Below are 26,631 nucleotides of genomic sequence, written 5' to 3'. Positions count from 1 at the left end.
GGTTGCGGGCTCGGTGGTCGTGGGCTCCGGGGATTCGACTCCACTGCGCTCACCCCTGTACGTCGCGTGCACATCGCTTGAGTCGTACGGCAGCGCGACCATAGCTGACGGACCGTCAGTTATCCAGGGTCGTCCAGCCGCGCGATCCACCGGGGTTGCGGGGCGGGGCGCTGGGGAGGATCACCACATCGTCCGGCACCGGTCCCTCCCCTCGTGGGGACCGGTGCCGGACGGTGGAGTCTCTCCGTCCGCCTCGGACGGAAGCCGACCGGGTAGGTGCGCGGCTGCGTCCGGATCCTGCCATTTCCGGCCATGGAAGAGGGGGCTCCGGTGTCCAGTGGACGGCGTTGTCACAGGTCAGGCATATAGAATGAGTTTTCCGGTCCGGACGTCCAGGCGTGAAAGTAAGGAGCTGAGACCTTGAGTTCCGACTCGGGGTCGCGCACTGCCTTCGCGGAACGCCTCGCGCTGCTGTACAAGGAAGCCGGCAACCCTCCTCTCAAGCGGGTGTCCGAAGCGGTCGTACGACTCCAGCGGGTCGACGAACGCGGGCGCCCGGTGCGGGTCTCCGCCCAGCGCATCAGCGACTGGCGGCGCGCCCGGAACGTCCCCGCCCAGTTCACCGCCCTCGCGGCGGTGTTGCACGTGCTGATCCCCGACGCGCGGCGCTCGCGGCCCACGCCGGTCTCCCCCGGCCTGTACGACCTCGGGCAGTGGCAGCGGCTGTGGGAGAGCGCGGTGGCCGACCCGGTCGGTGAGCGTCCCGGGGGTTCCGCGGACGAGGAGCGGCAGCCGGACGAGTCCGCGTCCACCCCCGGTGGGGTGTGCCCGTACCGGGGCCTGGCCTCCTACCGTCTGGAGGACGCCCGGTGGTTCTTCGGCCGGGAGCGGAGCACGGACGCGCTCGTCACCCAGCTCGGGGCCGCCGCGGGCACGGGCGGCCTCGTCATGCTCGTGGGTGCGTCGGGGGCGGGGAAGTCCTCGTTGCTGAACGCCGGTCTGGTGCCCGCCCTTCGGGACGGAGCGCTGGGCGGTGACGACGGCAGTGGCGGTGACGGCCCCGCCGCGACCGGCGGTGGCGGGAACGGCCGGGCGCGAGAAGTCGTCCAACTCGTACCGGGGAGCGATCCCTTGGCGGAGCTGGTCCGGTGCATCCCCGAGCTCGCCTCCGTCGTCCCGGCCTCGGCGACAGGGTCCGGCCCGACCCCGGCAGCAGGGTCCGACGTGGCCTCCACAGCGGAGGGCGACGTGGCCGCCGCAGAGGACCCCAGCCCGCCCCCCATCTCCGATCAACCCCCCACTGCGCCCACCCCCGAAGCCCGCCCTCTCCTCTCCCCCGACACCGTCCGCACCGCCGTCACCGCCTGGGCGCGGCGCGCATCTCCCTCCGGGGCGCGGCCGGTCGTCATCGTGGACCAGTTCGAGGAGACGTTCACCCTCTGCCCCGACGAGGCGGACCGCCGCGCCTTCATCGAGGTGCTGCACGCCGCCTGCTCGTCCGCCGGCCCGGGCGAACCCGCCCCGGCCGTCGTGGTGCTGGGCATCCGCGCCGACTTCTACGACCGGTGCCTGAGGTACCCCAAGCTGGCCGACGCGCTCCAGCACCGGCACATGGTGCTCGGGCCGCTGACCACCCCGGAGCTGCGCGACGCGGTGAACGGGCCGGCCAAGGCCGTCGGCCTGGAACTGGAGCCGGGGCTGGCGGAGCTGATCGTCCGGGAGGTAGGCGCCGACGGCCCGGGCTCGGCGCACGGCGCCGGTGTGCTGCCGCTCCTCTCGCACGCCCTGTTCGCCACCTGGCAGCGCCGTAAGGCGGGCCGGCTCACCCTGGCCGGTTACCGCGCGGCCGGCGGCATCCAGGGAGCGGTCGCGGCGACCGCCGAACGGGCCTGGGCCGCTCTCGACCCCGCCGCACGCACCGCGGCCCGGCTGCTCCTGCTCCGCCTGGTGCGGCTGGGCGAGGACACCCGGGCCACCCGCCGCCGCGGGACCCGGCGTCAGCTGACGGAGGAGTCGGCCGACCCCTGCAAGACCGAGGAGTCCCTCGAAGCGCTGGTCCGCGCCCGGCTGGTGACGCTCGACGCGGAGACCGTGGAGATCACCCACGAGGCGCTGCTGCACGCCTGGCCGCGGCTGCGCGACTGGATCGACGAGGACCGGCAGGGCAATCTGCTGCGCCAGCGCCTGGAGGAGGACGGCCGGGCCTGGGAGGAGTCGAACCGCGACACCTCACTGCTCTACCGGGGCTCGCGGCTGGAGCAGGCGCACGGCTGGGCGCGGTCGGCCGGGGAGACGTTCCTGACGCGCAGTGCGGTGGAGTTCCTGGCCGCGTCGGTGCGGCTGCGCAGACGGATCACCTGGATCAGCAGGGGCGCGGTGGCGACGCTGGTCGTGCTGGCGGTGCTGGCCGCCGGGTCGGCCGTCGTGGCCTGGAAGCAGCGCGACGAGGCCGTCTTCGAGCAGGTGCTCGCCCAGTCCGACCGCGTCCAGGACACCGATCCGTCGCTGTCGGCGCAGCTCGACCTGGTGGCCCACGAGCTGCGGCCGGACGACGTGGGCGCGAACAGTCGCCTGATCTCCATCGTGAACGCCCCGCTCTCCACGCCGCTCACCGGCCACACGGGCGCCGTCTACCTCACGACGTTCAGCCCGGACGGACGGGTCCTGGCCACCGCCAGCTACGACCGGACCGTACGGCTGTGGGACGTCGCCGACCCCATGCGTCCCAAGCCCCTGGGCAAGCCCCTCACCGGTCATACGAGCTGGGTGAGCAGCGCGGTGTTCAGCCCGGACGGCCGGACGCTCGCGAGCGCCTCCGACGACGGCACCGTACGGCTGTGGGACGTGTCCGATCCCGGGCATGCGAAGCCGCTCGGCAAGCCGCTGACCGGCCATGACGGCGCGATCTACCTGGTCGCCTTCAGCCCGGACGGACGCACGCTGGCCTCCGTCGGCGACGACCGCACCGTCCGGCTGTGGAACGTGACCGCTCCACGCCGTGCGCGGGCCCTGGGCGAGCCCCTGACCGGGCACACGGCCGCCGTGCGCTCGGTGGCGTTCGGCCCGGACGGCCGGACACTGGCCGCGGGGGGTGACGACGGGACGATCCGGCTGTGGGACACGTCCGACCCCGCGCACCCGGAGCCCCTGGGGACGCCGCTGGCCGCCCACGCCACCACCGTGCACTCCGTCGCCTTCAGCCCCGACGGCCGCACGCTCGCCGGCGGCAGCGCGGACGGCACCGTACGCCTGTGGGACATGGCCGGTCCGGGCCGCCCGGACCCGATCGGGACGCCGCTCACCGGCCACACCGGGCCGGTCTGGTCGGTGGCCTTCAGCCCCGACGGGACCATGCTCGCCGCGGCCAGCGCGGACAGCACCGCGAGTCTGTGGAAGGTCAGCGATCCGCGGTACCCGTCGCAGGTGGGCGGCCCCCTCGCGGGCAGCAACGGCGAGATGTACGCGCTCGGCTTCAGCCCCGACGGCCGCACCCTCGCGACCGGGGCGGGCGACAACAAGGTCCGCCTGTGGGCGCTGCCGAGGTCGGACATGGCCGGCCGGACCGGGGTGTTCCGCCCGGACGGGCGGCTGCTCGTGACGGCGGCGCAGGACGGGCGGATCCGGCTGTGGGACGTGCGGACACCGGGCAGGCCGGTGCGGATGGGTGAACCGTTTCGCCCGGTCAGGGGCGAGGTGCGCTCCCTGGAGTTCTCGCCGGACGGCCGCACCCTCGCGATCGCGACGGACCACCGGGTGGTGGAGCTGTGGAACCTCGGCGACCCCGAACACCCCGTCCGGTACGGCTCTCCCGCCCGCCTGCGCGTGCGGTACGCCGACCCCTTGGCGTTCAGCCCGGACGGCAAGGTCCTGGCCACCGCCTACGACGACCGGACCGTGCGGCTGTGGGACATCGGTGACCCGGCTCGTCCGCGCCCGCTCGGCAGCCCCCTCACCGGTCACAAGGGGTACGTCAACCACCTCGCGTTCAGCCCGGACGGCCGCACACTCGCCAGCGGCAGTGCGGACGGCACGATCCGGCTGTGGAACGTGACCGGCCCCGGGCGGGCGGCCCTGGCCGGAGCGCCCCTGCGCGGCCACCTCGGCGCGGTCAACGCGCTCGCCTACAGCCGCGACGGCCGCACCCTGGCGAGCGTCGGCGACGACAACTCGGTCCGCCTCTGGGACGTCGCGGACCCCGCCGGGGCCTTCGAGCAGGCGCGGCTGACGGGACACACGGAGGCGGTGGTGTCGCTGACGTTCAGCCCGGACGGCCGCACCCTGGCCAGCGGCGGCAACGACAGCACCGTCCGGCTGTGGGACGTCTCCGACCCCGCCCACGCCACCGCCTTCGGCCCGTCGATGAGCCCCAACAGCAAGACGGGCACCTTCCTGGCGTTCAGCCCGGACAGCCCCATGCTGGCGGTGTCGAGCGGGGCGGACACCATCCGGCTGTGGGACCTCGACGTCGACACGGCCGTCCGCCGCATCTGCGCGATGACGCGGGGCGTGCTGACGAGGGACACCTGGCGGGAGTACCTGCCCCGGCTCTCCTACGACCCGCCGTGCGGCGACTGAGGCGGTCGGCCCGGCCGGCAGGAGCGGCCGTCGGGGAGGCTGAGTGAGACGAGTCACAACCGGCGCTTCCTGCAGGCCGGTCGGCTCGCGGTGGGCAAGCGCTTGTTACCCTTGGCCATGGCTCGACCGCTGGTGCATCCCCCGTCGCCAGCGGTCGGGCCTTTTCTCAGCGCAGGTCGAGGCGCATCAGGATCCGGGGATGACCGGCCAGGACCGAGGTCGTGTCAGCGGCGTGGGTGAAGCCGGCGCGTTCGAAGTTCTTCCGCAGACCCGCGTACGCCATCGTCAGGTCGACCTTGGCGTCACTGTTGTCCAGAGGGTAGGCCTCGATCACGGGTGCGCCCCGGTCCCGGGCGAAGGCGACCGCGCCGGCGATGAGGGCGTGCGAGATGCCCTGCCGTCGATGCCCCGGGCGGACCCGGACGCACCAGAGTGACCACACCGGCAGGTCGTCGACGTGCGGGATCTTGCGGTTGCGGGCGAAGGCGGTGTCCGCGCGCGGGGCGACGGCCGCCCAGCCGACCGGTTCGTCACCGTCGTAGGCCAGCACACCCGGGGGCGGTTCGGCACCGCAGAGCTCGGCGACGTACTCGCCCCGGGCCGGGCCGCGCAGCTCCTTGTTGAGGCCGGAGGGGATCCGGTAGCTCAGGCACCAGCAGACGTTCGCCGCGGGCGACTTCGGCCCGAGTACGGCACGGACGTCCTCGAACTCCGTGGCCGGGCGTACGTCGATGCTCATGCCACCACGATGTCACGAGCGGGGCGGGCGCGCGCCGGGGAACGGGACGCGGCCGGGCTGCACGCGTTCACCGCACCGCGTCCGGTGCGGAAGCCGCCCGCAGCAGGCGCAGTTGGCAGATCTCGGTCGCGTTCTTCATCAGCTCCGCGTTCACCCGGGCCACCCTGTGCGCGACGGTGTGCCGGGGGCCGTCCGGCCAGGGGAAGGGGGCGGTGGCGTCCGGGTCCTGGTCGGCGAGGCCGTCCAGGACCTTCAGCCACTGGATGCGCAGGTCCCGCAGCCACTCGACCGTCGGGGCGCCCGGGCCGGGCCGGACGACGTCCTCGCGGTCACGGGGGCGGGCGGCCCTGCGTGTGGTCGAGGGCGACGCTCCACCACCGGCCGAGGTGCCGGCTCACCCAGGCGACGGTGGGGACGGGGACCGGGCCGGGTTCGGTGTCCGCCCAGTCCGGGACCCAGGTGCCGTCGGGGCCGCGGCGCATCGGCCTGCAGTGGGCGGCGGGCTCCCGGAGGAAGTCCTCCGGCTCCAGCCGCTTCCAGGTGGTACTCGAACAGTGACCAGGTCAACTCCCTCTGCCGAATCGGCAGTTCTGTCCGGGAAGCGCTCATCGGACGACCCTACGGGGGAGCGGGCGCGTCCCGGGCCAGTACCGACCAGTCGAGGTTGCGCAGCGCGGGCTCGGCGTCGCAGTCCGAGGGGAGGCGGGGCGTGGACTGGAACCAGACGACGGTCAGCCGCGAGCGGTAGGCGACCGGGTCGTGGGCCGGGTCCAGGGCAGTGGAGTGGAACGTGCCGAGGCAGGCCACGGCGGGCAGCACCTCGACCGGCCCGAGGCCGCCCGCGTACTGGTCGGGGTACTCGCGCCGCGGCGGGACGAGGTGCACCGGCGTGCCCGGGCGGGACCGCTCGGCGGCGTGCAGGAGGCCCCGGATCCGCAGGTCGTTCAGCGGCTTGCAGGGGTAGCCGTCCAGCAGGTCGCCGTAGGTCGAGGAGAACCGCAGGTCGGCGAGGTCCACCCGGCGGCCGGAGGCCAGGACGAGACGGGCGAGCGCCAGGGCCGGCGCCTTTGCGTGGCGTTGCATCGAGGTCTTTCGGTGGTGGTCATGGGCGGGGCCTTGCTCACGGCCGGTGCCCCGTCATCCGTGCCGCCGAGGCGATCGTCGCCCTGGCCTCCCGCTCGGACAGGCCGGTGCCCCGGGCCGCGTCGACCAGGGGATCGAGCAGTGCCGGGCCGATGCCGTCCTCGTAGGCCCGGCAGGCGGCCCAGAACAGGCGGGTGTTGCGCTGGCCCTCGTGCGCGGCCAGGACGAACTGGACCAGGCCCTGGCCGTGGCCCCCGGCGGCCGGTGGCACGGGGTGGTGGGGGTGCGGGGCGCGGGGCGGTGGGATGAGCAGCCGCAACAGGGAGCGCGGGCAGGGGGCGGGGGCCAGGTGCGCGGTGCCGGGGGCGGCGGCGTACCCGCCCCGGTCCGTGCGTGAGCCGGGGCCGACCAGGTAGCCGCCCGCGCCGCGGATGTCGATGCCGGGGGCGAGCCGGCCCGCCGAGTTGGGGACGACCACCTCGGGCGGGCCGCTCAGCCACAGGTGCCGTCCGCCGGACGGAGTGACGACGACCACGGTCGGCGGGATCGTGAACAGGTGCCGCAGCGCCAGCTCGCGCAGGGCGGCCGAGGCGTCCGTGCCGGTCTTCACGTCCAGGTCGAGGCCGATCAGGTGATGCGGGGGCAGCCCGCAGGCGATGCCGTAGCCGGTCGCCCGGGGCGCGGCGGCGAACAGCTCGCGGATGCGGTCCGGGTCGCTGGAGGCGTCGTAGACCCCGTGCCCGAGGCGGCCGCACGCCCCGTGGCAGGGGGAGGGCGTGGGGTCGTCGCGGTGTGGGGAGCGCAGCGCGGGGAGCTTGGAGCGGGACAGGGGGATGACGGCCAGTCCGCGCTCGGCGGCTGACAGGGCGTGTGCGAGGGCCAGCGTCGTGGCCTGCCGGTCGGTGGTGGCCATGCTCCTAGTTTCGTACGTACGTTCGAAAAAGGAAAGGGGGAATGGGGGCGACGCGCCGGGGGCGGGTCCCGGCCGGGAAATGCGCTGGAAGGCTTCGCCTCTCGCGGCATCCGGGTTCGAACACCTCTGTCCGCTCCCGTCCGGCACCGAAGTGACGCACAGAGGTGCCGAGCGGGCCGGTGCGACAGTGCCGGCCCGGGTGTCGTGGGGATGTGCTTCGTGGGGGCACACGCCTCTGGGCGGCGGTGCTCCGGCGCCGTCGCGCAGGCGTTTTTCGCGTCGCCGGGGCCTTGACGGAGCAATGAATCTGACGGACAGTCAGAAACCGTGAAGGGTGAGCCGGAGGTCGACGAGGAGTTCGAGGCGCGCCTGAAGGCCTACGAGGGCCGGCCGGCCGCCGCCACCGGGGTCGGCCGCGACCCCGTCAACGAGCCGATGATCAGGCACTGGTGCGAGGCCATGGGCGACACCAGCCCCGCGTACAGGGGACCGGACGCCGTCGCGCCGCCCACCATGCTCCAGGCGTGGACCATGGCCGGCCTCACCCACCGCCCGGAACGCACGGCCGCCTACGACGAACTCCTCACCCTGCTGGACGCGTCGGGCCATCACGCGGTCGTCGCCACCGACTGCGAACAGGAGTACCTGCGCCCGCTGCGCCCGGGCGACGAGATCACCTTCGACTCGGTGATCGAATCGGTGTCCGGCCGCAAGACCACGAAGCTCGGGGCGGGGTACTTCGTCACGACCCGTACGGACGTCCGCGCGGGCGGCGAACTCGCCGGCACCCACCGCTTCCGCATCCTCAAGTACGCCCCCGCGCACCGGCCCCCGGCACCGGCCGAACGCCGCCCCCGGCCCGTCGTCAACCGGGACAACGCCGGCTTCTGGGAGGGCGTGGCCCGCCGTGAACTGCTCATCCAGCGCTGCACCGCCTGTTCCGCCCTGCGCTTCCCCTGGCTGCCGGGCTGCAACGCGTGCGGTTCCCCGGACTGGGACACCGTCGCGGCGAGCGGCGAGGGCAGGGTCCACTCGTACGTCGTCATGCACCACCCGCCCTTCCCGGCCTTCGAGCCGCCCTACGCGGTCGGCCTGATCGAGCTCGCCGAGGGCGTGCGGATCGTCAGCAACGTCGTCGGGGTGCCCCACGACGAGGTGCGCATCGGCATGCCGGTGCGGCTGGAGTTCCGGCACTACGACGACGAGCTGGTGCTCCCTGTCTTCCTGGGGGTGGCCCCGTGAGGCCCGGCGACCGGCTGCCGCCCCTGGAGATCCCGATCACCCGCACCCTGATCGTCGCCGGTGCGATCGCCTCCCGCGACTACCAGGACGTCCACCACGACCCGGAGCTCGCCCGGCAGAAGGGTTCCCCCGACATCTTCATGAACATCCTGACGACCAACGGCCTGGTCGGCCGGTACGTCACCGACCACTTCGGCCCGCGGGCGCGGCTGCGCCGGGTCGCCATCCGGCTCGGCGCGCCCAACCACCCCGGCGACACGATGGTGCTGACCGGCACGGTCGAAGAGGCCGACGGCGACACGGCGACCGTCCGGATCGTCGGCGCGAACGGCCTCGGCACGCACGTCACCGGCACCGTGACGGTGAGGGTCGCGGGATGAGCCAGCGCGCGCGGGACGGTCTCGGCGGGCGCGCGGCCGTCGTCGGTGTCGGGGCCACCGAGTTCTCCAAGGACTCCGGCCGCAGCGAACTGCGGCTGGCCGTCGAGGCGGTGCGGGCGGCCCTCGCGGACGCCGGGCTGACCCCGTCCGACGTCGACGGGATGGTCACGTTCACCATGGACACCAGCCCCGAGATCACCGTCGCACAGGCGGCCGGCATCGGGGAGCTCTCCTTCTTCTCCCGGATCCACTACGGCGGCGGTGCGGCCTGTGCCACCGTCCAGCAGGCCGCCCTGGCGATCGCCGCGGGCGTGGCCGACGTGGTGGTCTGCTACCGGGCGTTCAACGAGCGTTCGGGCCGCCGCTTCGGCTCCGGGGTGCGGCACCGGGAGCCCTCGGCGGAGGGCGCGGCCCTCGGCTGGTCGCTGCCGTTCGGCCTGCTCACCCCGGCCTCGTGGGTGGCGATGGCGGCCCAGCGCTACCTGCACACCCACGGGCTGACCCCGGAGGCGTTCGGGCACGTTGCCGTCGTCGGCCGGAAGTACGCGGCGACCAACCCGGCGGCCCACTTCCACGGCCGCCCCATCACCCTGGCCGACCACGCCGCCTCGCGCTGGATCGTCGAACCGCTGCGGCTGCTGGACTGCTGCCAGGAGACCGACGGCGGCCAGGCCCTCGTCGTCACCTCCGTCGAACGCGCCCGCGACCTGCCCCACCCGCCCGCCGTGATCGCCGCGGCCGCCCAGGGCGCCGGACGCGCCCAGGAGCAGATGACGAGCTTCTACCGCGACGACCTCACCGGCCTGCCCGAGGCGGCGGTCGTCGCCCGGCAGCTGTGGCGCACCACCGGGCTCTCCCCGGCCGACATCGACGTGGGCATCCTCTACGACCACTTCACGCCGTTCGTGCTGATGCAGCTGGAGGAGTTCGGCTTCTGCGGCCGCGGCGAGGCGGTGGACTTCGTGGCCGAGGAGCGCCTGCCCCTCAACACGCACGGCGGACAGCTGGGGGAGGCGTACCTGCACGGCATGAACGGCATCGCGGAGGCCGTGCGGCAGATCAGGGGCACGGCCGCGAACCCGGTACCGGGAGCGGAGCGGATCCTGGTGACCGCGGGGACGGGCGTGCCGACGTCGGGACTCGTGCTGACCACCGACCCCCAGGGGTGAACCCGCAGGACCGCGGGCCCTTCGCTCCACCTGTAGGAGGTGCACCGAGCCCTGCCCGTACAACCTGAGGGGGACCCCGCTTCGGGACCTGCGGCCGATCCGCCCGCGGGGTCGCCGCTCATAGCGTTGAGCCATGACCACACTCGTCTGCACGAGCGCTTCGAAGGCGGCCGGACCAGCGGCGCAGACCCTTCCGTACCCGTCCTTCTCGTCGTACGTCAGGGCCCGCCAGCCGGTGCTGCTGCGTACCGCCCGCTCGCTCACCGGCAACCCGAGCGACGCGGAGGACCTGCTGCAGACCGCCCTCACCAAGACGTACGTCGCCTGGGAGCGCATCGAGGACCACCGGGCCCTCGACGGCTACGTGCGCCGGGCGCTGCTGAACACCCGGACCTCGCAGTGGCGCAAGCGCAAGGTGGACGAGTTCGCCTGCGACGAGCTGCCCGAGCCGGACCCGGTGCCCGGCGGTGACGACCCGGCCGAGCAGCAGGCGCTGCGCGACGCGATGTGGCGGGCGATCATGCGGCTGCCCGACCGGCAGCGGGCGATGGTGGTCCTCAGGTACTACGAGGACCTCAGCGAGGTGCAGACGGCCGAGGTGCTCGGCGTTTCGGTGGGTACGGTGAAGTCGGCCGTCTCCCGGGCGATCGGCAAGCTCCGCGAGGACGCTGAGCTGGGACTTGTCCGCCGGTGAGGCGGTGTCCCACCCGCTTGTGAGCCCTCTCTCCGGCATGGCGTGATCTGATCGATCACCCGGTCCTAGTGACATACCGCGCGGTATGTGCGCAGAATCAGCGCAACCCCTACCACCGCGTTGGCAATGCCGCCCCGGGAGGACGCCGTGCTGAGCACCATGCAGGACGTACCGCTGCTGATCTCGAGGATCCTGACCCACGGGTCGACGATCCACGGGACATCACAGGTGACCACCTGGACCGGTGAGGACGAGCCGCACCGCCGCTCCTTCGCCGAGATCGGCGCCCGCGCGGCCCAGCTGGCCCACGCGCTGCGGGAGGACCTCGGCGTCACCGGCGACGAGCGCGTCGCGACCCTGGCCTGGAACAACGCGGAGCATGTCGAGGCCTACTTCGCGATCCCGTCCATGGGCGCGGTCCTGCACACCCTGAACCTCCGTCTGCCGCCCGAGCAGCTGGCCTGGATCGTCAACCACGCCGCCGACCGCGTGATCATCGCCAACGGCTCCCTGCTCCCCCTGCTCGCCCCGCTGCTGCCGCACCTGAAGCCGGTCGAGCACGTGGTCGTCACCGGCCCCGGGGACCGCTCCCTCCTCGCCGGCGCGGCCGTCCGGGTCCACGAGTACGAGGACCTGATCGCCGGCAAGCCGACCTCGTACGACTGGCCCGAGCTGGACGAACGCCAGGCCGCCGCCATGTGCTACACCTCCGGCACCACCGGCGACCCCAAGGGCGTGGTCTACAGCCACCGCTCCATCTACCTGCACTCCATGCAGGTCAACATGGCCCAGTCGATGGGCCTGACCGACCAGGACACCTCGCTGGTCGTGGTCCCCCAGTTCCACGTGAACGCCTGGGGCCTGCCGCACGCCACGTTCATGACCGGCGTGAACATGCTGATGCCGGACCGCTTCCTCCAGCCGGCCCCCCTCGCCGCGATGATCGAGAGCGAGAAGCCCACGCACGCGGCCGCCGTCCCCACCATCTGGCAGGGCCTGCTCGCCGAGCTGACGGCGAATCCCCGTGACGTCTCCTACCTCGGCCAGGTCACCATCGGCGGCTCGGCCTGTCCGCCGTCGCTGATGGAGGCCTTCGACAAGCTGGGCATGCGGGTCTGCCACGCCTGGGGCATGACGGAGACGTCCCCGCTGGGCACGATCGCCCGTCCGCCGGCCGGTGTGGCCGGCACGGAGGAGGAGTTCGCCTACCGCCTCACCCAGGGCCGCTTCCCGGCCGGTGTCGAGGCCCGCCTGTCCGGGCCCGGCGGCGAGCGCCTCCCCTGGGACGGGGAGTCCGCCGGCGAGCTGGAGGTGCGCGGCCCCTGGATCGCCGGTGCCTACTACAACGGCCCCGACGCCGAACCGCTGCGCCCCGCCGACAAGTTCAGCGAGGACGGCTGGCTCAAGACGGGCGACGTCGGCACCATCTCCGCCGACGGCTTCCTCACCCTCACCGACCGGGCCAAGGACGTCATCAAGTCCGGCGGCGAGTGGATCTCGTCGGTGGAACTGGAGAATGCGCTGATGTCCCACCCGGACGTCACCGAGGCGGCCGTGGTCGCCGTTCCCGACGACAAGTGGGGCGAGCGTCCCCTCGCCACGGTCGTCCTCAAGGAGGGCTCCACCGCCACCTTCGAGACCCTGCGCGCCTTCCTCGCCGGCGAGGGCCACATCGCCAAGTGGCAGCTCCCGGAGCGCTGGACGGTCATCGAGGCGGTCCCGAAGACGAGCGTGGGCAAGTTCGACAAGAAGGTGCTGCGCAAGCAGTACGCGGAAGGGGAGCTGGACGTCACGTCCCTCGGCTGATCCGGCCCCGCCCCAAGGCCGGACGACTCACCCGCCCCGGCACCTCGTTTCTGGTTGGATCGAGGGGCCGGGCACCGGGCCCGGCAGACGGGGGACTGTCATGCAGTGGGGTGCGGCGCCTGCCGTGACGGCGGCAGCCGAGGGTGTGCTGTCCGAGTTCCAGCAGAACCTCGTCGTGGCCGTCGTGGGCGTGGTCCTCGGCATCCTGGGGACCGTCGCCATCGAGCGCATGAAGTTCCGCCGTGAACCGACCAAGCGGCTCTCCTGGGACGCCGAGGTCAGCAACACCATGGTGTCCACCGACGACACCATGCGCCGCCGGCTCCGGCTCAGCTTCGACGACTTTCCCATCGAGGGCCTGAGTTCGGTCGAATTCCGGGTCGAGAACAGCGGCAACCGGGTCGTCAAGAACGAGCGACTGCGCTTCAGTTTTCCGCAGGACGCCCGGATCCTCGAAGCGGTGCCGACGTCGCAGCCCGAGCGCGAGATGGGTGTGACCAGGCGTCAGGACCTCGAACAGGCCGTGAGCGAGGCCGTCTTCACCATCGGGCACCTGGAGCGGGGCCGGTCCGTGACGCTGCGGCTCTCCGTCGCAGCCCGGGACATCACCGGGTGGAAGGTCGTGGACCACAACGACGAGGGTGACGTCGACTTCCACGAACGCGCGGCCGCCCGCAGGAAGGAGGACCGGGAGCACGTCCCCACCTTCTTCGCGCTGGCCTTTCTGACGTTCACCGTCCCGCCCCTGGCCGCGCTGCTCGGCTACGTCGGGCAGCTGGCCGCCGTGGTGCTCGGCGTCGCCCTCCTGGTCAGCATCGCGCCCCACATCGCCCCCACGGGCCGGACCCTGCGGGACTTCCTGACCAGGCCGGAGACGCCCCAGGGCGGCATCCACATCGGGACGGTCGACTCGTCCACGTTCGCGATCGGCGACCGCAGTTCGGCCACCTCCGAACGGCCGGGCCGCGTGCCGCCCCAGCCGTCCTGACGCCTGATCCGGACCCGCCCGGTACACCGAGCCCGGCCGGTACGCCGGTTCCGGCCGTCCGGACCCGCCTGGAACGCCTGCCCGCCTGGCGTACCCGGCCGTCCGGACCCGCCCGGAACGCCTGCCCGCCTGGCGTACCCGGCCGTCCGGACCCGCCTGGAACGCCTGCCCGCCTGGCGTACCCGGCCGTCCGGACCCGCCTGGAACGCCTGCCCGCCTGGCGTACCCGGCCGTCCGGACCCGCCCGGAACGCCTGCCCGCCCGGCGTACCCGGCCGTCTCGCCTTCACCGGCGTACGGAGGTCAGCCCCCACCCCAGCACCAGCCACACACCCGCGACCGCGCACACCCCGCCCCAGCCGACGTGGCTGAACGCGGCCCCCGCGAGGGCCGAAGCGGCCGCGCCGCCCGCGAAACCGGCGACGACGTAGGCGGTGTTGGCCGTGGCGGGGGTGGAGGTCGCGGTCAGGGCGAGGGCGGGCTTGCCACCCGCCGGCTGCCGGCGCTCCAGGTCCTGCCGGGGCGGCAGGACCTGTCAGTTGGTGCCGATCCGGCTGAGCAGGTCGACGATCCGGGTCTGCACCTCGGGACTGGTGGACCGCTCCGCGAGGAACAGCACCGTCTCCCCGGAGGCCAGCCGCGGCAGGTCGGCCTGGTCGACGGCGGCGGTGTAGACGACCAGCGGGGTGCGGTTGAGCTGCCCGTTCGCCCGCAGCCAGTCGACGATCCCGGCGTAGCCCTCCTGCCGCCGCTGCACCTGCAGCAGGTCCATCACGACCAGGTTCGGCCGGAACTGCCCCGCCAGCGTCACCGCGTCCGCGTCGCTCGCGGCGCGCGCGACCTGCATCCCGCGCCGCTCCAGCGTCGCCGTCAGCGCCAGCGCGATCTCCGCGTGCTCCTCGATCAGCAGGACCCGCGGCGGGTGCTGCTCGGTGTCGCGAGGCGCCAGCGCCTTCAGCAGGACGGCGGGGTCGGCACCGTAGGCCGCGTCCCGCGAGGCCTGCCCGAGCCCGGCCGTGACCAGCACGGGCACCTCGGCGGCGACGGCGGCCTGCCGCAGCGACTGCAGCGCGGTACGCGTGATCGGCCCGGTCAGCGGGTCGACGAACAGCGCGGCCGGGAACGCCGCGATCTGAGCGTCGACCTCCTCGCGCGAGTTCACGATCACCGGGCGGTAGCCGCGGTCGCTCAGCGCCTGCTGCGTGCTGACGTCCGGCGCCGGCCAGACCAGCAGCCGCCGCGGGTTGTCCAGCGGCTCGGGCGGCAACTCGTCGTCCATCGGCTGCGGCCGCGGCGGATCGGCCACCTCGACGGCCCCGCCGGGCCCGTCCAGCGGCTCGGGCCCCTCGGCGGCGTTCTCGTCCGGCGCGCCTATGGCGTACGACCGTCCGCTGCCCTCGGTCATCTGCGCGAGGCGCGACTGACCGGCGAGGGACGGCTGCGCCGGGACGGGTGCCGTGGCCGGGGCCGGTACCTGCGCGGCGACGGGCGGCGGCGTGTGCTCGCCCGCCGGACGCGGCCGCGCGACCTGCTCCGGACGGGTCGCCTGCTCCGCCGGGCGCGGCTGCCCCTGCTCCGGGCGGGCCGTCTGGTCCGTGCGCTTCGCCGGGTCGGGCGGCGTGCCGAGCTTGCGGCGCCGACCCGAGCCGCCCGGCTGGTGCGGGGGAGGCGTGGCCGACTGCTGCGGGCCGGACTGCGGGACGGGTACGGCCGACGGCTGCTGGACCTGGGCCGCCTGCCGGGTGAACGGCACACCCTGGCCCAGCGTCCGCACGCTGATGGCGCGGCCCTGCGTCGAGTTCGGATCGACGGGTGCGGAGGCCTCCGCGGGCAACGGCTGGGCCGCCCGCGGCGCACCCCCCGGCGGCAGCGGTGTGCCCGGCGCGGGGGTGTGCTGCGGTGCCTGGGGCGGCGTGCCGTTGGCGGGAGCCGGGTGCGCGGTCCCGGCCCCTGTCGCGTCGTTGGCGGCGGGCCAGGGCTGGGCGGCGGGGGTGCCGCCGTGCGGCGGGGTTCCGTTGGCGTTCGTGTTCTGTGCGTTCGTGTTCTGGGCGGGGGCTCCGTGGGCCGGGGTCGCGTGGGCGGGAACTCCCTGAGCGGGCGCGCCGTGGGCGCTGGTGCCCTGGGCCGCCGGGATTCCCCGGGCGTTCGTGCCCTGGGACGGGACGGCCTGCCCCGGAGCCGCCTCCGCGGGAAGCGGCCGGCCGGCGGCGGGCTGCTGCGGCAGGGGCTGGGCCGGGGCCGCGGGCGGCAGGACCTGCCCCGGGAGGGCTGCCTGCACACTCTGTCCGAGCCCGCCCTGAGCGGGTACGGAAACGCCCTGCGGCACGTGCACCTGGGGGACGACGCCCTGCGGCGGTACGGCACCGCCCTGCGCGGCACCCGGCGGTACGGCGGTGCCGGGCGCGCCCCCGGGCTGCACGGGCGCGGCCTGCCCCCGGGGGATCTGGCCGGTGGCGTCCTGCTGCGCGGGGACACCCTGGGCGGCTGCGGCGGGGACGGACGCCGCCGGCACGGCAGCGGCAGGCATGGAACCCGGCGGTACGGGCCCGCCCGGACCCGCGGGCGCGGAGCCCGCAGGCACCGGACCCACCTGGTCGGCACCTCCCGGCACCGGCGCCGCGGTTCCCTCGGCCGGCTGCGGCGCCGCGACGGCCCGTCGCCGGCGGCCGGTCGGCGCACTGGTCGGATGCGGCTGCGGCGGGGTGTGGTCGGCGGACTGGTCGTGCGGAACGGCGTCGTGCCGCCCCTCGTCGGCCATCCCGCCACCGGCGACGGCCGACCCGGGGGCCGCCACGGCCTGCGGCGGCTGCCCTTGAGCCGGCACCTGTCCCTGCGCGGGCACCTGTCCCTGTGCGGGCGCCTGTCCTTGAACCGGCACCTGTCCCTGTGCGGGCGCCAGGCCCTGTGCGGGCACCTGTCCTTGAACCGGCGCCTGCCCCTGTGCGGGCGCCTGCCCCTGTGCGGGCACCTGTCCCTGTGCGGGCACCTGTCCCTGTGCGGGCGCCAGGCCGTGTGCGGGCGCCTGTCCTTGAACCGGCGCCTGCCCCTGAGCGGGCACCTGCCCCTGGTCGGCCTGGGCCGGAGCTTCCTGTTGGGCGGGGGCGGCGGGGGGCGGAGTCTGATCGGCCCCGGCCGGGGGCAGGGCGAACACCGGACGCGGCCCGGCCGCAGCCTCCTGCGCTGCGGCCGCCCGCTCGTTGGCGGCGGCCAGCGCGCGCCGTCGGCGCCCGGTCGGCTGCCCGTCCTGCCCCTGAACCGCATCGGCGGAACCGGCGGACTCATCACCGGACGACGGCGCGGGCAGGGCGGGCGGCAGCGCCGCCTGCTCCCCCGGCTCACGCCGGGCCCGCCGCCCGGACGGCGCGGGCACACCCTGCGGCGGCACGGTTCCGCCGAGGCCCGTGTTCGAGGCGGCGGTTCCCGCCGCGTGCTCGGCGGCCGTCACCACGGCGCCCTCGGCGACACCCTGGACGGCACTGCCGACGGCACCCGCAGCGGCTTCCTCGGCCGCGCGCCGCCGCCGCCCGGTGCCACCGGACGCGGGGCCCGCCTCAGCACTCGCCGCAGCCTCCTCACCGGACGCCAGGGCCGGAAGAGCGGCCGGCTCCCCGGCGGCCCGCCGCCTGCGCCGCCCGGTGGGCGCGGCACCGTCGGCTCCGGGACCACCGGCCCCGTCACCCTCACCACCCGGGACGTCTCCGTCCAGGAAAGCGTCGGTGGTGCCCCGCCGCGCCCGGCGCCGCCCCCCAGCGGGGCCCTGCCCGGCGGGACCGACGGCGGCGGGATCCGCGGGGTCGACGACGGCGAGCGCGGCGGACTCGTCCGCCTGCTGGGCGGCAACGGCCCCGGCCCCACCGCCGATCGGCACCTCGAGGACGTACGCGCTCCCGCTCATCCCCGGCACGTCGTGCGTCTGCAGCACACCGCCGTGGGCCCGGACGATCCCGCGGACGATGGGCTCGTGCACGGTGTCGCCACCGGCGTACGGCCCGCGCACCTCGATGCGGACGACCTCGCCGCGCTGGGCCGCGGCCACCACGACGGTGTTGTCCAGGTAACCGCCCGCCGACACGGGCGTGTTGCCGGTGGCGTCGACCCCCGCCACGTCGGCGACGAGGTGCGCCAGGGCGGTGGCGAGCAGCCGCGGATCGACCTCGGCCTCGATGGGCGGCGCGTGCACGGCGAACTGCACCCGCCCGGGCCCGATCAGCTCGACGGCCCCGTCGACCCCGGCGGCGACGACGGCGTCCAGCATCACCTTCGTACGGGCGATGCCCTCGCCGCCCGCGTCCAGCCGCTGGTACCCGAGGACGTTGTCGATCAGTGTCGTGATGCGCGAGTAGCCGGCGGACAGGTGGTGCAGCACCTGGTTGGCCTCGGGCCACAGCTGCCCGGCGTCGTCCGAGGCGAGCGCGGCCAGCTCGCGGCGCAGCTCCTCCAGCGGGCCGCGCAGCGACCGGCCGAGCAGGGTCAGCAACTGCTCGTGCCGGGCGGCGAGCGCCTCGAACCGGTCCTTCTCCCGCTCCCCGAGCGCGGCGTACCGCTCCTCGTTGGCGGCGAGTTCCTCGGCGTGCCGCTCGGTCAGCTCCTCCAGCTCGGTGACGTGCTGCTGGCGCAGCGCGGTGAGCTCGGAGGCGTTCTCCTCGGCGATCCGCTCCAGCTCTTCCTCGTGCCGTTTCTGCGCCGCCTCCTTCTCCTCGACGACGGCGTCGTAGGGCCGCCGGTCGGTGAAGGTCATCACGGCGCCGACGAGCTGATCGCCGTCGCGCACGGGCGCGGTCGTCAGGTCGACCGGCACCTTGCCGCCGTCCTTGGCGTACAGCACCTGCCCGCGCACCCGGTGCTTGCGCCCGGAGCGCAGGGTGTCCGCGAGCGGCGAGTCCTCGTAGGGGAAGGGCGAGCCGTCGGCGCGCGAGTGCAGGACGAGGTTGTGCAGTTCGCGTCCGCCGAGATCGCTGGCCCGGAATCCCAGTATCTGGGCGGCGGCCGGGTTGACGAGCACGATCCGCCCGTCGGTGTCCGTCCCGACGACGCCCTCGGACGCGGCCCGCAGGATCATCTCGGTCTGCCGCTGGGACCGGGCGAGCTCCGCCTCGGTGTCCACGGTCCCGGACAGGTCGCGCACGACGAGCATGAGCAGCTCGTCGCCGGTGTAGCCGTAACCGTCGTAGGCCTGCTGCCCGTTCTCGAGATTCGCACTGGTGACCTCGACGGGGAACTCGGTCCCGTCGGTCCTGCGCGCGATCATGCGGGTCGGCTTGGTCCGGGCGTGCGGATCGAGGTGTTCCGGCCGGCGCATGGAGCCGGGGATGAGCTTGGAGTCGAACTGCGGCAGCAGATCGAGCAGCCCGCGCCCCACCAGAGCGGTGCCCGGGGTCTCGAAGGCCTCCAGGGCGATGGTGTTGGCGTTGACGACCGTGCCGTTGGCGTTGACCAGCACCAACGCGTCCGGGAGGGCGTCCAGTATGGCTGCGAGGCGAGCAGCGCCTCGGGATGGCCTGCTGCTCACGAGACGCTTCCTCCCTGTTACCGCACCTTGCCGACCGCTCGGGCCATCTTGCCAACCGTCCCGCGGCGTGTCACGCGAGGGAGTCTAAGGGCTGCGGTTGCGCTCGCGACGCCGGATGAGAGGGAGGTCGCCCGCGAAAGTGACCCCGAACTGACGACCGAGTAACCGTGAAACGCCCGCCCTCCTGCGACGACGTCGCGGGACCTTCGCGGGACCTTTACGAGAGCGGCGTTTCTGTACCTTTCGGCCGAGCCGCCCCCAGCTGGCGGAATGAGGGCGGAGTGTGGCGCAAAGGGCTCGGACCGACCGCTCCCGTCTCTCCCGCCCGCCGTCCCTCTCTCCCTCCCGGCCGGCGTCAGCCCGTCCCCGTGGCCTTCATGTCCGGCAGCAGCGGCACGAGCCGGTCCCACCGGGAGATCTGGCAGCCGTCGCGACGGTCGTACGTGGCGTCGACGGGCCGTCCGGCCCAGGTGCCGGTGACGTGAGCGGTGGCGGGCCCGCCGTACTGCATGGTGCAGAAGCCGCCTTCCGGCGCGGGCGCGAAGAGGTCCTGTCCCCACCGCGTGTCCCGCTCCAGGGCGGCACAGGCGCCGTCCGGGTCGGGGTGGCTGCCGCCGTCGGGGTCGCAGTACAGCTCGAACATTCCGTCGGCCCCGCCGCCGGCGTTCCGCACGGTGACGGTGAGGTGATCCCGGTCCGGGCCGTCGCCGGGCCGGGCGGCCGGGTACGGCAGACCGGGCGGGTCGGCCTGGGCGTACGCGGCCGGGGGTGCCGCGGTCAGCGACCCGGCGGCGGCGACGGAGGCGGCGGCACCGACGAGAAGGCGCCGCAAGGCGGGGCGGGCCGTGGCCCGGGAAGTGGCACGCAACATGCGCTGTCTAACGCGAGGCGGCCCGGGATGTTGCGCGCGGACGCCCGAGCGGGGCCCGTACGGGCCTGACAAGGCCTTTGCCCTGCGCCCTTCCCGCCTAGTACCGTGGGGGTCGATTGGTGACAGCACGCTCGACTGTGTCATCATCGGCACGCACCGCTCGCGCTCGCGCGGGAGTGATGCTGGAGGCGTCGCCTAGTCCGGTCTATGGCGCCGCACTGCTAATGCGGTTTGGGTCTTAAAGCCCATCGAGGGTTCAAATCCCTCCGCCTCCGCGCTCAGCTCAGGGAGTCCGGTAAGTCATACGGACTCCCTGAGCTTTTTCAGTGGCTTTTCCCTCAGATGGTGAGCCACGTCACAGGGCTGCATGCGCGGAATGCCCGTCTCTGCTGCGGATCGCAGCCCTTTCTTCGCTTCGCCGTCTCCGATGGACTTGAGCTTCATCGACCATTTTCGAATGCGGGGGAACATGCGACGCATCACCACCATTGTCACCGCCGTGGCAGCCGCTGCCTCGGCCACACTGATCAGCGCCGGCCCTGCGGCAGCGGCGTCGGCGCCGGGCTGTTCCAGCGTCTCCCAGGTCGGCGCGACCGGTTACATCAAGGTCAACGGATATGCGGCGGCTTCCGTGAAGCAGTACTACGGGTGCGGCAAGAACTACGCCTACGTCTGGGTGTGGGAGTCGTTCAGGGACCGCAGATGGTCAAGCGTGTACACGGCCGTCGTGACGCGTGACGGCGACCCCGCACGGTGGAGTCAGCAAGGCCCGCCCGGCGTACGAGGTCTGGAGCAACGGCGCCAACACGGCAGGCGTGTGCACCCGGGCCGCCGGCCAGATCACGATCAGCGGCGAGTCCTACGCCGCCTACTCCTCCCAGGTCTGCTGACCGTCCCTCGGTGGCGGCCGCCTGAGCATGCCCGGCCCGTTCGGGCCGTCAACCGTCCGGACCCGCGCGCGTCCAGCTCGACCGACTGCTGACACCGCGCGGGCCCGGACGGCCCCTGGGGGCGGTTTCAGCAGGTCGCAAGGGGTATGGCTAACGGATTTCACATGGCGGCGGCAGTCATGTAATGTTCTTCCTGTCGCCGCGAGCGAGCCGGAAGGCCCGGGAGCGGCGATAAAACAGAACAAGCACTCGTAGCTTAACGGATAGAGCATCTGACTACGGATCAGAAGGTTGCAGGTTCGAATCCTGCCGAGTGCACACAGGTCAAAGGCCCCCTGGGATCATCCCAGGGGGCCTTTGACATCAACCGCTGACATCAACGCAGCCAGAAACGCCGATCACTCCTCGGCGGTCGGCTCCTGCTCGCTGTCTGACTCCTCTGAGTCGTCCAGTCCGAGGGCGTCGTCCATCCGATCGGCAGCGGCCTTGAGCGTCGTGTTCATGACGTGCGCGTAGGTGTCGAGCGTCATCGTGATCGTGCTGTGGCCCAGCGTCTCCATGATCGTGCGAGCGTCCACGCCCTGAGCGAGCAGGAGAGAAGCGCAAGTGTGCCGGAGGTCGTGCACTCGCACGCGTCGCACGCCGGCGTCCCGGCAAAGGATGGTGAGCATCCGGTTCAGGCTGCGCGGGTCCGTGACGCGACCGGTGATCGTGGTGAAGATCAGCCCGTCGGGTTGCCCCGGTGCGGGCTCCCACTTCTTCCCCGCGACCTTGCGTTCCCGCTCCTGCTGGGCCCGGTGCTGGGCGAGCGCACGCACACAGTGCTTCGGGAGGGACACCGTACGAATGGATCGTGTGGTCTTGGGACTGCCGAAGATCAGCTCTCGCCGGATGCGCTGTACGTTCCGGCGGACACGGAGCTGACCGTTCGTGAGGTCGACATCAGACCACGTGAGTGCGAGCGCCTCACCCCGCCGCAGCCCTGTCGATACGAGCAGCAGCCACAGCGCGTAGAGGCGGTGGGAACGGGCGGTCTTGAGCATGAGGCGGGCCTCTGCGGCGTCCAGTGGACGCACCTCCTTGCGGGTGACGGTGGGGGTCTCCACGATCCGGGCGACGTTCCGGGCGATCAGTTCCTCTCGGATCGCCTGCTGAAGGGAGGACCGAAGGACGGCGTGGATGTACTGGACGGTTCGGGCCGCCGGGCGGCGCTCGCAGCAGCGGCCCACGGCGCAGCACGAACGCTTGTCCTCCGGGCGCTCCCTGTCAGCACCCCGCAGGCAGCACAGGCACGAGTCCTTGAACTCCGCGAGGAACCGGCGCACGTCCGCCGGCGACAGCCGGTTCAGCCGCTTCTTACCGAGGGCGGGGCGGATGTACAGGCGGGTCAGACCCTCGTAGCTGTTAAGGGTGGACGGCTTAAGTCGCTGCGGGGCGATGGTGGCCAGCCAGTAGGTGAGGTAGTCGCCGAACGCCATGGTGGACTCTGCGGCCGGGATGCCCTGGCGGGTCTTCTCCTGCAACTCCGTGAGTTTGTCGGCGACTTCCTTGCGGGTCTTGCCGTAGACGAACTTGCGGGTGCGGGTGCCGTCGGGGCGGTAGACGTAGGCGGCGGCGTGGTAACGGCCGTCCGCACGCTTGCTGATAGTTCCCTCGCCGTTGGCACGCTTGGCCATCAGTCGGTCTCCTCGATTCGGTCATGCATGTAGCGGCGTACGGAGTCGACCGGTATGCGGCGAGCGCGTCCGGCCGTGAAGCTTTCGAGCTGTTTCGAGCGGATGAGGTCGTAGACCTTGCTGCGGCTGAGGCGCAGCGCGGTCATGACCTCGGGGACCTTGAGCGCCTCGTAGCTCGGGGGCATGGCGGTGGTCATGCGGTGATCTCCCTGAGGTGAGGAGAGGGCCAGTCGGGGCGTGGATGGCGTCACAATGCTGTGGGTCGCGGCCCATCGCGGCCCAAGCCTGTGACCTGCGGTTTTGCGCGGGGGTATCGCGGCCCATCGCGGCCCACGCCGTGAGTCGGGTGGGCCGCGATGGGCCGCAATGAGGGTTCGGAAAGTCGCAGGTCAGAGATGGTGGGCCGCGATGGGCCGCGACCCTGGGGATTCTGGGCTCACCCGGTGACAGCGATCCCGTGGTACGTGGCGATCCGCTCACCGGAGGGCGCCCGCGGGCGGGTGCGGTTGAGCTGAGGGACGACGGAGAGCAGGTTGCGGCCGAACACCTGCTTGGTGCCGGGCTTGACGTTGTTGTCCTCGGCCCACTCCCGCCAGACAGTCCACAGCGCGTCCACCGGCACAGTGCAGGCCGGGCCGGTGGTGCACCGTTCCCGGATGAAGGCGCTGGTGGGTGAGGCGGTGTCGCGCATGGTGGTGATCGCTTCGCGGCTGGATGCCGGTTCGGTGATGCGGCCGGCGCGTTCCAGGCGGGCGAGTCCTTCCAGGGCCCAGTTGATGATGCCGGGCATCTCGGCAATGAGCCGGTCGGTGAGCGTGGGGTCTTCCCTGCCCAGCCAGGACAGGCGGGTGCTGAGCAGGATGAATCGGTTGGCGATGACGCCGGAGGAGTCGCCGAAGTGCGGCAGTTCGTTGGACAGGATCATCAGCCGGGTGGGCAGCTTGCCCGTCCACTGCTCGCGGAATTTGCGGTCGACGTCGATCGTGTCCTCACCGGAGATCGTCAACAGCCGCTCTACTACTTGGCTGTTGTCGTTGCCGGACAGGCGGGCGTCGGAGATGACGGCGAGAGGCTTGCCGACCAGGGTGGCCAGGCCAAAGTTCGTGCCGAGCCCGGCCAGGGTGGGCCCGGCCAGATTCTCCTTACCGACCAGTGACTTCAGCACGCGGGCGATGGTGCCCTTGCCCGATCGGGAGGGGCCGACCATGAGCAGGATCTTCTGCTGGTCGGTGCGGCCGGAGATCACGTAGCCGAACCACTCCTGAAGTGCGGTGATGGAGGCGGGGTCGTCGGGCCAGAGCTGCGCCAGGAACCCCTCCCACGTCGGTGCGGTGGCGTCGGGGTCGTAGGGGAACGGGACGGAGACGTGGTTGAAGAACTCCGGTGTGTGCGGCAGAAGCGCACGGTCCCGGATCCGCAGCAACCCGTTCTCACAGGCCACGATGGGCCCGTGGTCCTGCCCGGTGTCCCCGTGTTCATCGATCCACGCGGGAGCGTCGGTCTCGGTGGGCAGGAGCGTGATGGCGCCCATGGCGTCGAGCAGGTTGCCGATCTTCGGTTTGGTCGGTGCCCAGTCGCGTTCCTCGAACTCGCCGTCCTTGGCAGGGGCCTGAAAGACGGCGTGCTCAAGGCGCTCGTACATGCCCTTGCGCACCTGCGCTTCGTCCAGCTCGCGCCAGCAGGTGCCGTTCCAGCGCATCCACGAGCCACGCCAGCGCCTAACGATCAGGCGTCCATCCCTCTGCCAGTCGGGCAGGAGACGGCGAGCGACGGCCAGGGGGTTGGACGGCGGCGGCAGTTCCTCGGTCTGGGCGGTGATGGGGGTGGTCATGCCGTGTCCCTCCCTTCCTGGGGGTTACGCAGCGGGCAGTGCTCGCGGTGGTCGGTGTGGCCGTCGATCAGGGCCAGCACTCGCTTGCGGCCGAACGCCCGGCGGTGCCACCCGCACTCGCACCGTGACGTGGCGCTGGGGGTGGCGCCATTGGGCGCGCTGATGTGCAGCCACGCGACGGGGTAACGGCCGTCTCCCTGCTGCGGGTCAGGGCGAAGGGCAGAAAGGACGCCCTTGCGGGCGGCGACCTTCGGTTCGCCCACGGACGGCCGTGGCGGGCCCTGTGCGGCGCCCTGAGGGCCGTTTACGGGGTTTCGTGTTGCTTTGTTCATGCCGCACGCCCTGAGGGTGTCTGAAGGCCGTTGGTGACCGCGCGGCGGGCGTAGGGCTCCGGGACGCCGACGGAGACGGCGGCGGCCACGATCTCCTCACCGAGGGCCTCCAGGGCGCAGGGGCCGGGGCAGGCGGTGTGCTGCACGGCGACGAACCGTGCCGTGCCGAACGCCTGTGATCCGGCGCCGGATTCGGTCCGGGCCCGGACGAGGGACAGGCCCCGTTCCAGGCCGGTGCGCACGAACTGCTCGGTGTGCCGGCACCCGGTGGCGATGCTCCGGTCCCACGGGGCGGGGAGGGAAGACACCACTCCTGCGCGGGCGGGGGTGGTGTCTTCCCTCACGGCCAGGGCGCGCACGGCGTCCGGCAGTGCAGTCATGCGGCCGGTGCCGGGGCCCAGCCACCGGGCGTAGGACATGTGCGACTTGACGTCGACTCCGGGACGGACGTGGTTCGCCGATCGCATGACGCCCTGGTAGACCCAGTGTTCGCCGCGTGTGGTTGGCACGGTGCGGGTGGCGGGCAGCGTCTCACGGGCCCAGGCGACTGCTGCCGCGTTGTCGAGGTCGACCACGGTCACCCCGGCGCCGCCGGGGTGGTAGGCGACGGCGGCGGCCCGGCGCCATGCGGACGCCCAGGGTGGGGAGGTGAGGGTGTGGGGGTCGGTGGTGGCGGCGGCCCAGGCGTGGCAGATGTCGGGGCAGTGGCAGGGGCCGGGGTTCTTCATGTTCGGCCGGCCGCCGCACGCGTTGTTGGTGCAGTCGGGGCAGTTGCCGAACGGCACCTTCCCGGCCCGCAGGGGCAGGGGCGGGATGCCGTTCGCGGCCAGGGAGAGTGCGGTGTCCAGCAGGCGGGGCTTGTGGCCGGGTGCTCGCCGGATGGGGGTGGGTTGGGTCATGCTGGGTGACCTCCACAGGTCAGTCAGTGGCAGGTGGACAGGGGCGGCCCCGCGACTTTGGCGAGACGAGGGGGCCGCCCTTGGCGTAGCTACTGGTCGTCGACGGTCAGGAGGGCGTACTGCTGGCGGACGTAAGCGCGTGGGTCGCAGATCACGCCCGGCTGGTCCATGTCGAGCAGGGAGACCGCCGCCGCTTCGGCGGTCTCGGTGGCGAGGTCGCCGGCGGGAGCGGGTTCGTCCATGAGCGCGATGCGGTCCAGCAGGGCGGCCTTGCGCAGGTAGAAGTCCCGGTCCAGCTCGGTGAAGCACTCGGCCGTGGCGATGGTGCGCGCGGTCCAGCCGATCTCGCTGACGATGCTGGGGGCCTTGGCGTATGCCTGCTCGGGGGTGGGCCAGTCCGCCGGGTCGGGGAGGTGGTCGGCGGTGAGGTAGAGGCGGGTTTGCGCGCCGTCGCGGGTCCGGCGTCGGCGCACGGCGCCGGTGGTGAAGGCTGTGGTGAGCGCGGTGGTGACGCGGTCGGAGTCGGCGGGGTCGCAGATGACGCGGATCTCGAACACGTGGGCTCCTGTCAGCCGTTGAAGTGGTTGCGCTTGAAGACGGCCTTGCGGATGTTGAAGGTGTTGCCCCCCGAGCCGCTCGCGCTGAAGACCTGCACGGCGATCCAGCCGCCGAAGATGACGGCGGCCAGGGTGATGAGCTGGGTGATGAGCGCGGTCAGGGCGGTGATGAAGGTGGTGAGCAGCAGCAGTCCGCCGCACACGGCGAGGAACCCGACGCCCCCGAGGGCGACGTTCACCGCCGCGCGGGAGACCGGCGGCTTGGTCGCGACCGGCTCGGGCTGGGCGGGGTTCATGGCGTAGCCGGTGACGACACGGCCGTCCGGGAGGACGACGCTCGCGACCGTCGGCATGCCGTGCGGCTGGACGGGGATGAGCGGCGCCGGCGTCACGGCGGCGGGGGTGATGGGGGTGGGGTGGTGGACTTCCACGGCCCGCTGCGTGGGCGCGTGGCTGGGGTGTTCGGGGTACATGCGGA

At 73.0% G+C, this 26,631-nt stretch carries 20 protein-coding genes, 2 tRNA genes and 1 pseudogene; 10 read left to right on the top strand and 13 right to left on the bottom strand.

The window, feature by feature from the left end; genetic code table 11:
* Positions 1-420 precede the first annotated feature (420 nt).
* Complete coding sequence (locus AB0937_RS29635; RefSeq protein WP_366715827.1) at positions 421-4,575, top strand: hypothetical protein; 4,155 nt, start codon at positions 421-423, stop codon at positions 4,573-4,575.
* A gap of 166 nt (positions 4,576-4,741) precedes the next feature.
* On the opposite strand, the gene AB0937_RS29630 is transcribed toward AB0937_RS29635, so the two are convergent.
* From AB0937_RS29630 to AB0937_RS29615, 4 genes and pseudogenes are all read right to left on the bottom strand, one after another.
* Complete coding sequence (locus tag AB0937_RS29630; RefSeq protein WP_366715825.1) at positions 4,742-5,314, bottom strand: GNAT family N-acetyltransferase; 573 nt, start codon at positions 5,312-5,314, stop codon at positions 4,742-4,744.
* Positions 5,315-5,381: 67 nt separating this feature from the next.
* A pseudogene (locus AB0937_RS29625) lies at positions 5,382-5,923 on the bottom strand (DinB family protein).
* A gap of 9 nt (positions 5,924-5,932) precedes the next feature.
* Complete coding sequence (locus AB0937_RS29620; protein ID WP_366715823.1) at positions 5,933-6,397, bottom strand: hypothetical protein; 465 nt, start codon at positions 6,395-6,397, stop codon at positions 5,933-5,935.
* A 37-nt stretch (positions 6,398-6,434) separates the two neighbouring features.
* A complete protein-coding gene (locus AB0937_RS29615) occupies positions 6,435-7,310 on the bottom strand; it encodes a bifunctional DNA primase/polymerase (RefSeq protein ID WP_366715821.1) in 876 nt (291 codons plus the stop codon).
* Positions 7,311-7,637: 327 nt separating this feature from the next.
* On the opposite strand from AB0937_RS29615, the gene AB0937_RS29610 reads away from it, so the two are divergent.
* The 6 genes from AB0937_RS29610 to AB0937_RS29585 all read left to right on the top strand — a co-directional run bounded on the left by AB0937_RS29610 (position 7,638) and on the right by AB0937_RS29585 (position 13,589).
* Positions 7,638-8,552 carry a bifunctional MaoC family dehydratase N-terminal/OB-fold nucleic acid binding domain-containing protein gene (locus AB0937_RS29610; RefSeq protein ID WP_366715819.1) on the top strand — a complete coding sequence of 305 codons (915 nt, stop codon included), beginning with the start codon at positions 7,638-7,640 and terminating at the stop codon, positions 8,550-8,552.
* On the top strand, positions 8,549-8,932 hold the full coding sequence (locus tag AB0937_RS29605) for a MaoC family dehydratase (protein WP_366715817.1): 384 nt from the start codon (positions 8,549-8,551) through the stop codon (positions 8,930-8,932). Before AB0937_RS29610 ends, AB0937_RS29605 begins: the two co-directional genes overlap by 4 nt.
* A complete protein-coding gene (locus tag AB0937_RS29600) occupies positions 8,929-10,101 on the top strand; it encodes a lipid-transfer protein (protein ID WP_366715815.1) in 1,173 nt (390 codons plus the stop codon). Before AB0937_RS29605 ends, AB0937_RS29600 begins: the two co-directional genes overlap by 4 nt.
* A gap of 133 nt (positions 10,102-10,234) precedes the next feature.
* A complete protein-coding gene (locus AB0937_RS29595; RefSeq protein WP_361922137.1) occupies positions 10,235-10,795 on the top strand; it encodes a SigE family RNA polymerase sigma factor in 561 nt (186 codons plus the stop codon).
* A 126-nt stretch (positions 10,796-10,921) separates the two neighbouring features.
* Complete coding sequence (locus AB0937_RS29590; RefSeq protein ID WP_366715813.1) at positions 10,922-12,601, top strand: long-chain fatty acid--CoA ligase; 1,680 nt, start codon at positions 10,922-10,924, stop codon at positions 12,599-12,601.
* A 124-nt stretch (positions 12,602-12,725) separates the two neighbouring features.
* Positions 12,726-13,589, top strand: coding sequence for a hypothetical protein (locus AB0937_RS29585; protein WP_366715811.1), 864 nt, complete (start codon positions 12,726-12,728; stop codon positions 13,587-13,589).
* A 534-nt stretch (positions 13,590-14,123) separates the two neighbouring features.
* Here AB0937_RS29585 and AB0937_RS29580 read toward each other — a convergent pair.
* Both AB0937_RS29580 and AB0937_RS29575 read right to left on the bottom strand, forming a co-directional pair.
* On the bottom strand, positions 14,124-19,097 hold the full coding sequence (locus tag AB0937_RS29580; protein ID WP_366715809.1) for a PAS domain-containing protein: 4,974 nt from the start codon (positions 19,095-19,097) through the stop codon (positions 14,124-14,126).
* A 355-nt stretch (positions 19,098-19,452) separates the two neighbouring features.
* Positions 19,453-19,968, bottom strand: a complete 516-nt coding sequence (locus AB0937_RS29575) for an SSI family serine proteinase inhibitor (RefSeq protein ID WP_366715807.1) — start codon at positions 19,966-19,968, stop codon at positions 19,453-19,455.
* Positions 19,969-20,152: 184 nt separating this feature from the next.
* Between AB0937_RS29575 and AB0937_RS29570 the strand changes: the two genes are divergently transcribed.
* Positions 20,153-20,243 (top strand) — tRNA-Ser (locus AB0937_RS29570).
* 25 nt (positions 20,244-20,268) lie between these two features.
* Here the strand turns inward: AB0937_RS29570 and AB0937_RS29565 are convergent.
* Positions 20,269-20,490, bottom strand: a complete 222-nt coding sequence (locus AB0937_RS29565; protein ID WP_366715805.1) for a hypothetical protein — start codon at positions 20,488-20,490, stop codon at positions 20,269-20,271.
* Between the two features lie 212 nt (positions 20,491-20,702).
* Here AB0937_RS29565 and AB0937_RS29560 point away from each other — a divergent pair, with 212 nt between their 5' ends.
* Positions 20,703-20,858: a hypothetical protein gene (locus AB0937_RS29560; RefSeq protein ID WP_366715804.1), complete on the top strand. Its 156-nt coding sequence runs from the start codon at positions 20,703-20,705 to the stop codon at positions 20,856-20,858.
* Between the two features lie 245 nt (positions 20,859-21,103).
* A tRNA-Arg gene (locus AB0937_RS29555) sits at positions 21,104-21,176 on the top strand.
* A gap of 80 nt (positions 21,177-21,256) precedes the next feature.
* Here AB0937_RS29555 and AB0937_RS29550 read toward each other — a convergent pair.
* From AB0937_RS29550 to AB0937_RS29525, 6 genes are all read right to left on the bottom strand, one after another.
* Complete coding sequence (locus AB0937_RS29550; RefSeq protein WP_366715802.1) at positions 21,257-22,534, bottom strand: tyrosine-type recombinase/integrase; 1,278 nt, start codon at positions 22,532-22,534, stop codon at positions 21,257-21,259.
* Complete coding sequence (locus tag AB0937_RS29545) at positions 22,534-22,731, bottom strand: helix-turn-helix domain-containing protein (RefSeq protein WP_366715800.1); 198 nt, start codon at positions 22,729-22,731, stop codon at positions 22,534-22,536. Before AB0937_RS29545 ends, AB0937_RS29550 begins: the two co-directional genes overlap by 1 nt.
* 239 nt (positions 22,732-22,970) lie before the next feature.
* Positions 22,971-24,365: a phage/plasmid primase, P4 family gene (locus AB0937_RS29540; protein ID WP_366715798.1), complete on the bottom strand. Its 1,395-nt coding sequence runs from the start codon at positions 24,363-24,365 to the stop codon at positions 22,971-22,973.
* Between the two features lie 328 nt (positions 24,366-24,693).
* Positions 24,694-25,596, bottom strand: coding sequence for a DNA primase (locus AB0937_RS29535; RefSeq protein WP_366715797.1), 903 nt, complete (start codon positions 25,594-25,596; stop codon positions 24,694-24,696).
* A gap of 89 nt (positions 25,597-25,685) precedes the next feature.
* A complete protein-coding gene (locus tag AB0937_RS29530; RefSeq protein ID WP_366715795.1) occupies positions 25,686-26,153 on the bottom strand; it encodes a hypothetical protein in 468 nt (155 codons plus the stop codon).
* 11 nt (positions 26,154-26,164) lie between these two features.
* Positions 26,165-26,626, bottom strand: coding sequence for a hypothetical protein (locus AB0937_RS29525; protein WP_366715793.1), 462 nt, complete (start codon positions 26,624-26,626; stop codon positions 26,165-26,167).
* Positions 26,627-26,631 lie beyond the last annotated feature (5 nt).

Origin of the sequence: Streptomyces sp. NPDC047880 (assembly GCF_040706515.1) — a bacterium.
Lineage (GTDB): Bacteria > Actinomycetota > Actinomycetes > Streptomycetales > Streptomycetaceae > Streptomyces.
The sequence above is the reverse complement of the archived record's forward strand: the minus strand, read 5'-3'. Positions and strand labels throughout refer to the sequence as shown.

Coding starts and splice junctions, on each gene's coding strand:
- AB0937_RS29535 (WP_366715797.1), bottom strand. CDS start 25,596: ATGACCCAACCCACCCCCATCCGGCGAGCACCCGGCCACAAGCCCCGC.
- AB0937_RS29550 (WP_366715802.1), bottom strand. CDS start 22,534: ATGGCCAAGCGTGCCAACGGCGAGGGAACTATCAGCAAGCGTGCGGAC.
- AB0937_RS29595 (WP_361922137.1), top strand. CDS start 10,235: ATGACCACACTCGTCTGCACGAGCGCTTCGAAGGCGGCCGGACCAGCG.
- AB0937_RS29620 (WP_366715823.1), bottom strand. CDS start 6,397: ATGCAACGCCACGCAAAGGCGCCGGCCCTGGCGCTCGCCCGTCTCGTC.
- AB0937_RS29525 (WP_366715793.1), bottom strand. CDS start 26,626: ATGTACCCCGAACACCCCAGCCACGCGCCCACGCAGCGGGCCGTGGAA.
- AB0937_RS29575 (WP_366715807.1), bottom strand. CDS start 19,968: ATGTTGCGTGCCACTTCCCGGGCCACGGCCCGCCCCGCCTTGCGGCGC.
- AB0937_RS29600 (WP_366715815.1), top strand. CDS start 8,929: ATGAGCCAGCGCGCGCGGGACGGTCTCGGCGGGCGCGCGGCCGTCGTC.
- AB0937_RS29630 (WP_366715825.1), bottom strand. CDS start 5,314: ATGAGCATCGACGTACGCCCGGCCACGGAGTTCGAGGACGTCCGTGCC.
- AB0937_RS29540 (WP_366715798.1), bottom strand. CDS start 24,365: ATGACCACCCCCATCACCGCCCAGACCGAGGAACTGCCGCCGCCGTCC.
- AB0937_RS29590 (WP_366715813.1), top strand. CDS start 10,922: ATGCCGCCCCGGGAGGACGCCGTGCTGAGCACCATGCAGGACGTACCG.
- AB0937_RS29545 (WP_366715800.1), bottom strand. CDS start 22,731: ATGACCACCGCCATGCCCCCGAGCTACGAGGCGCTCAAGGTCCCCGAG.
- AB0937_RS29615 (WP_366715821.1), bottom strand. CDS start 7,310: ATGGCCACCACCGACCGGCAGGCCACGACGCTGGCCCTCGCACACGCC.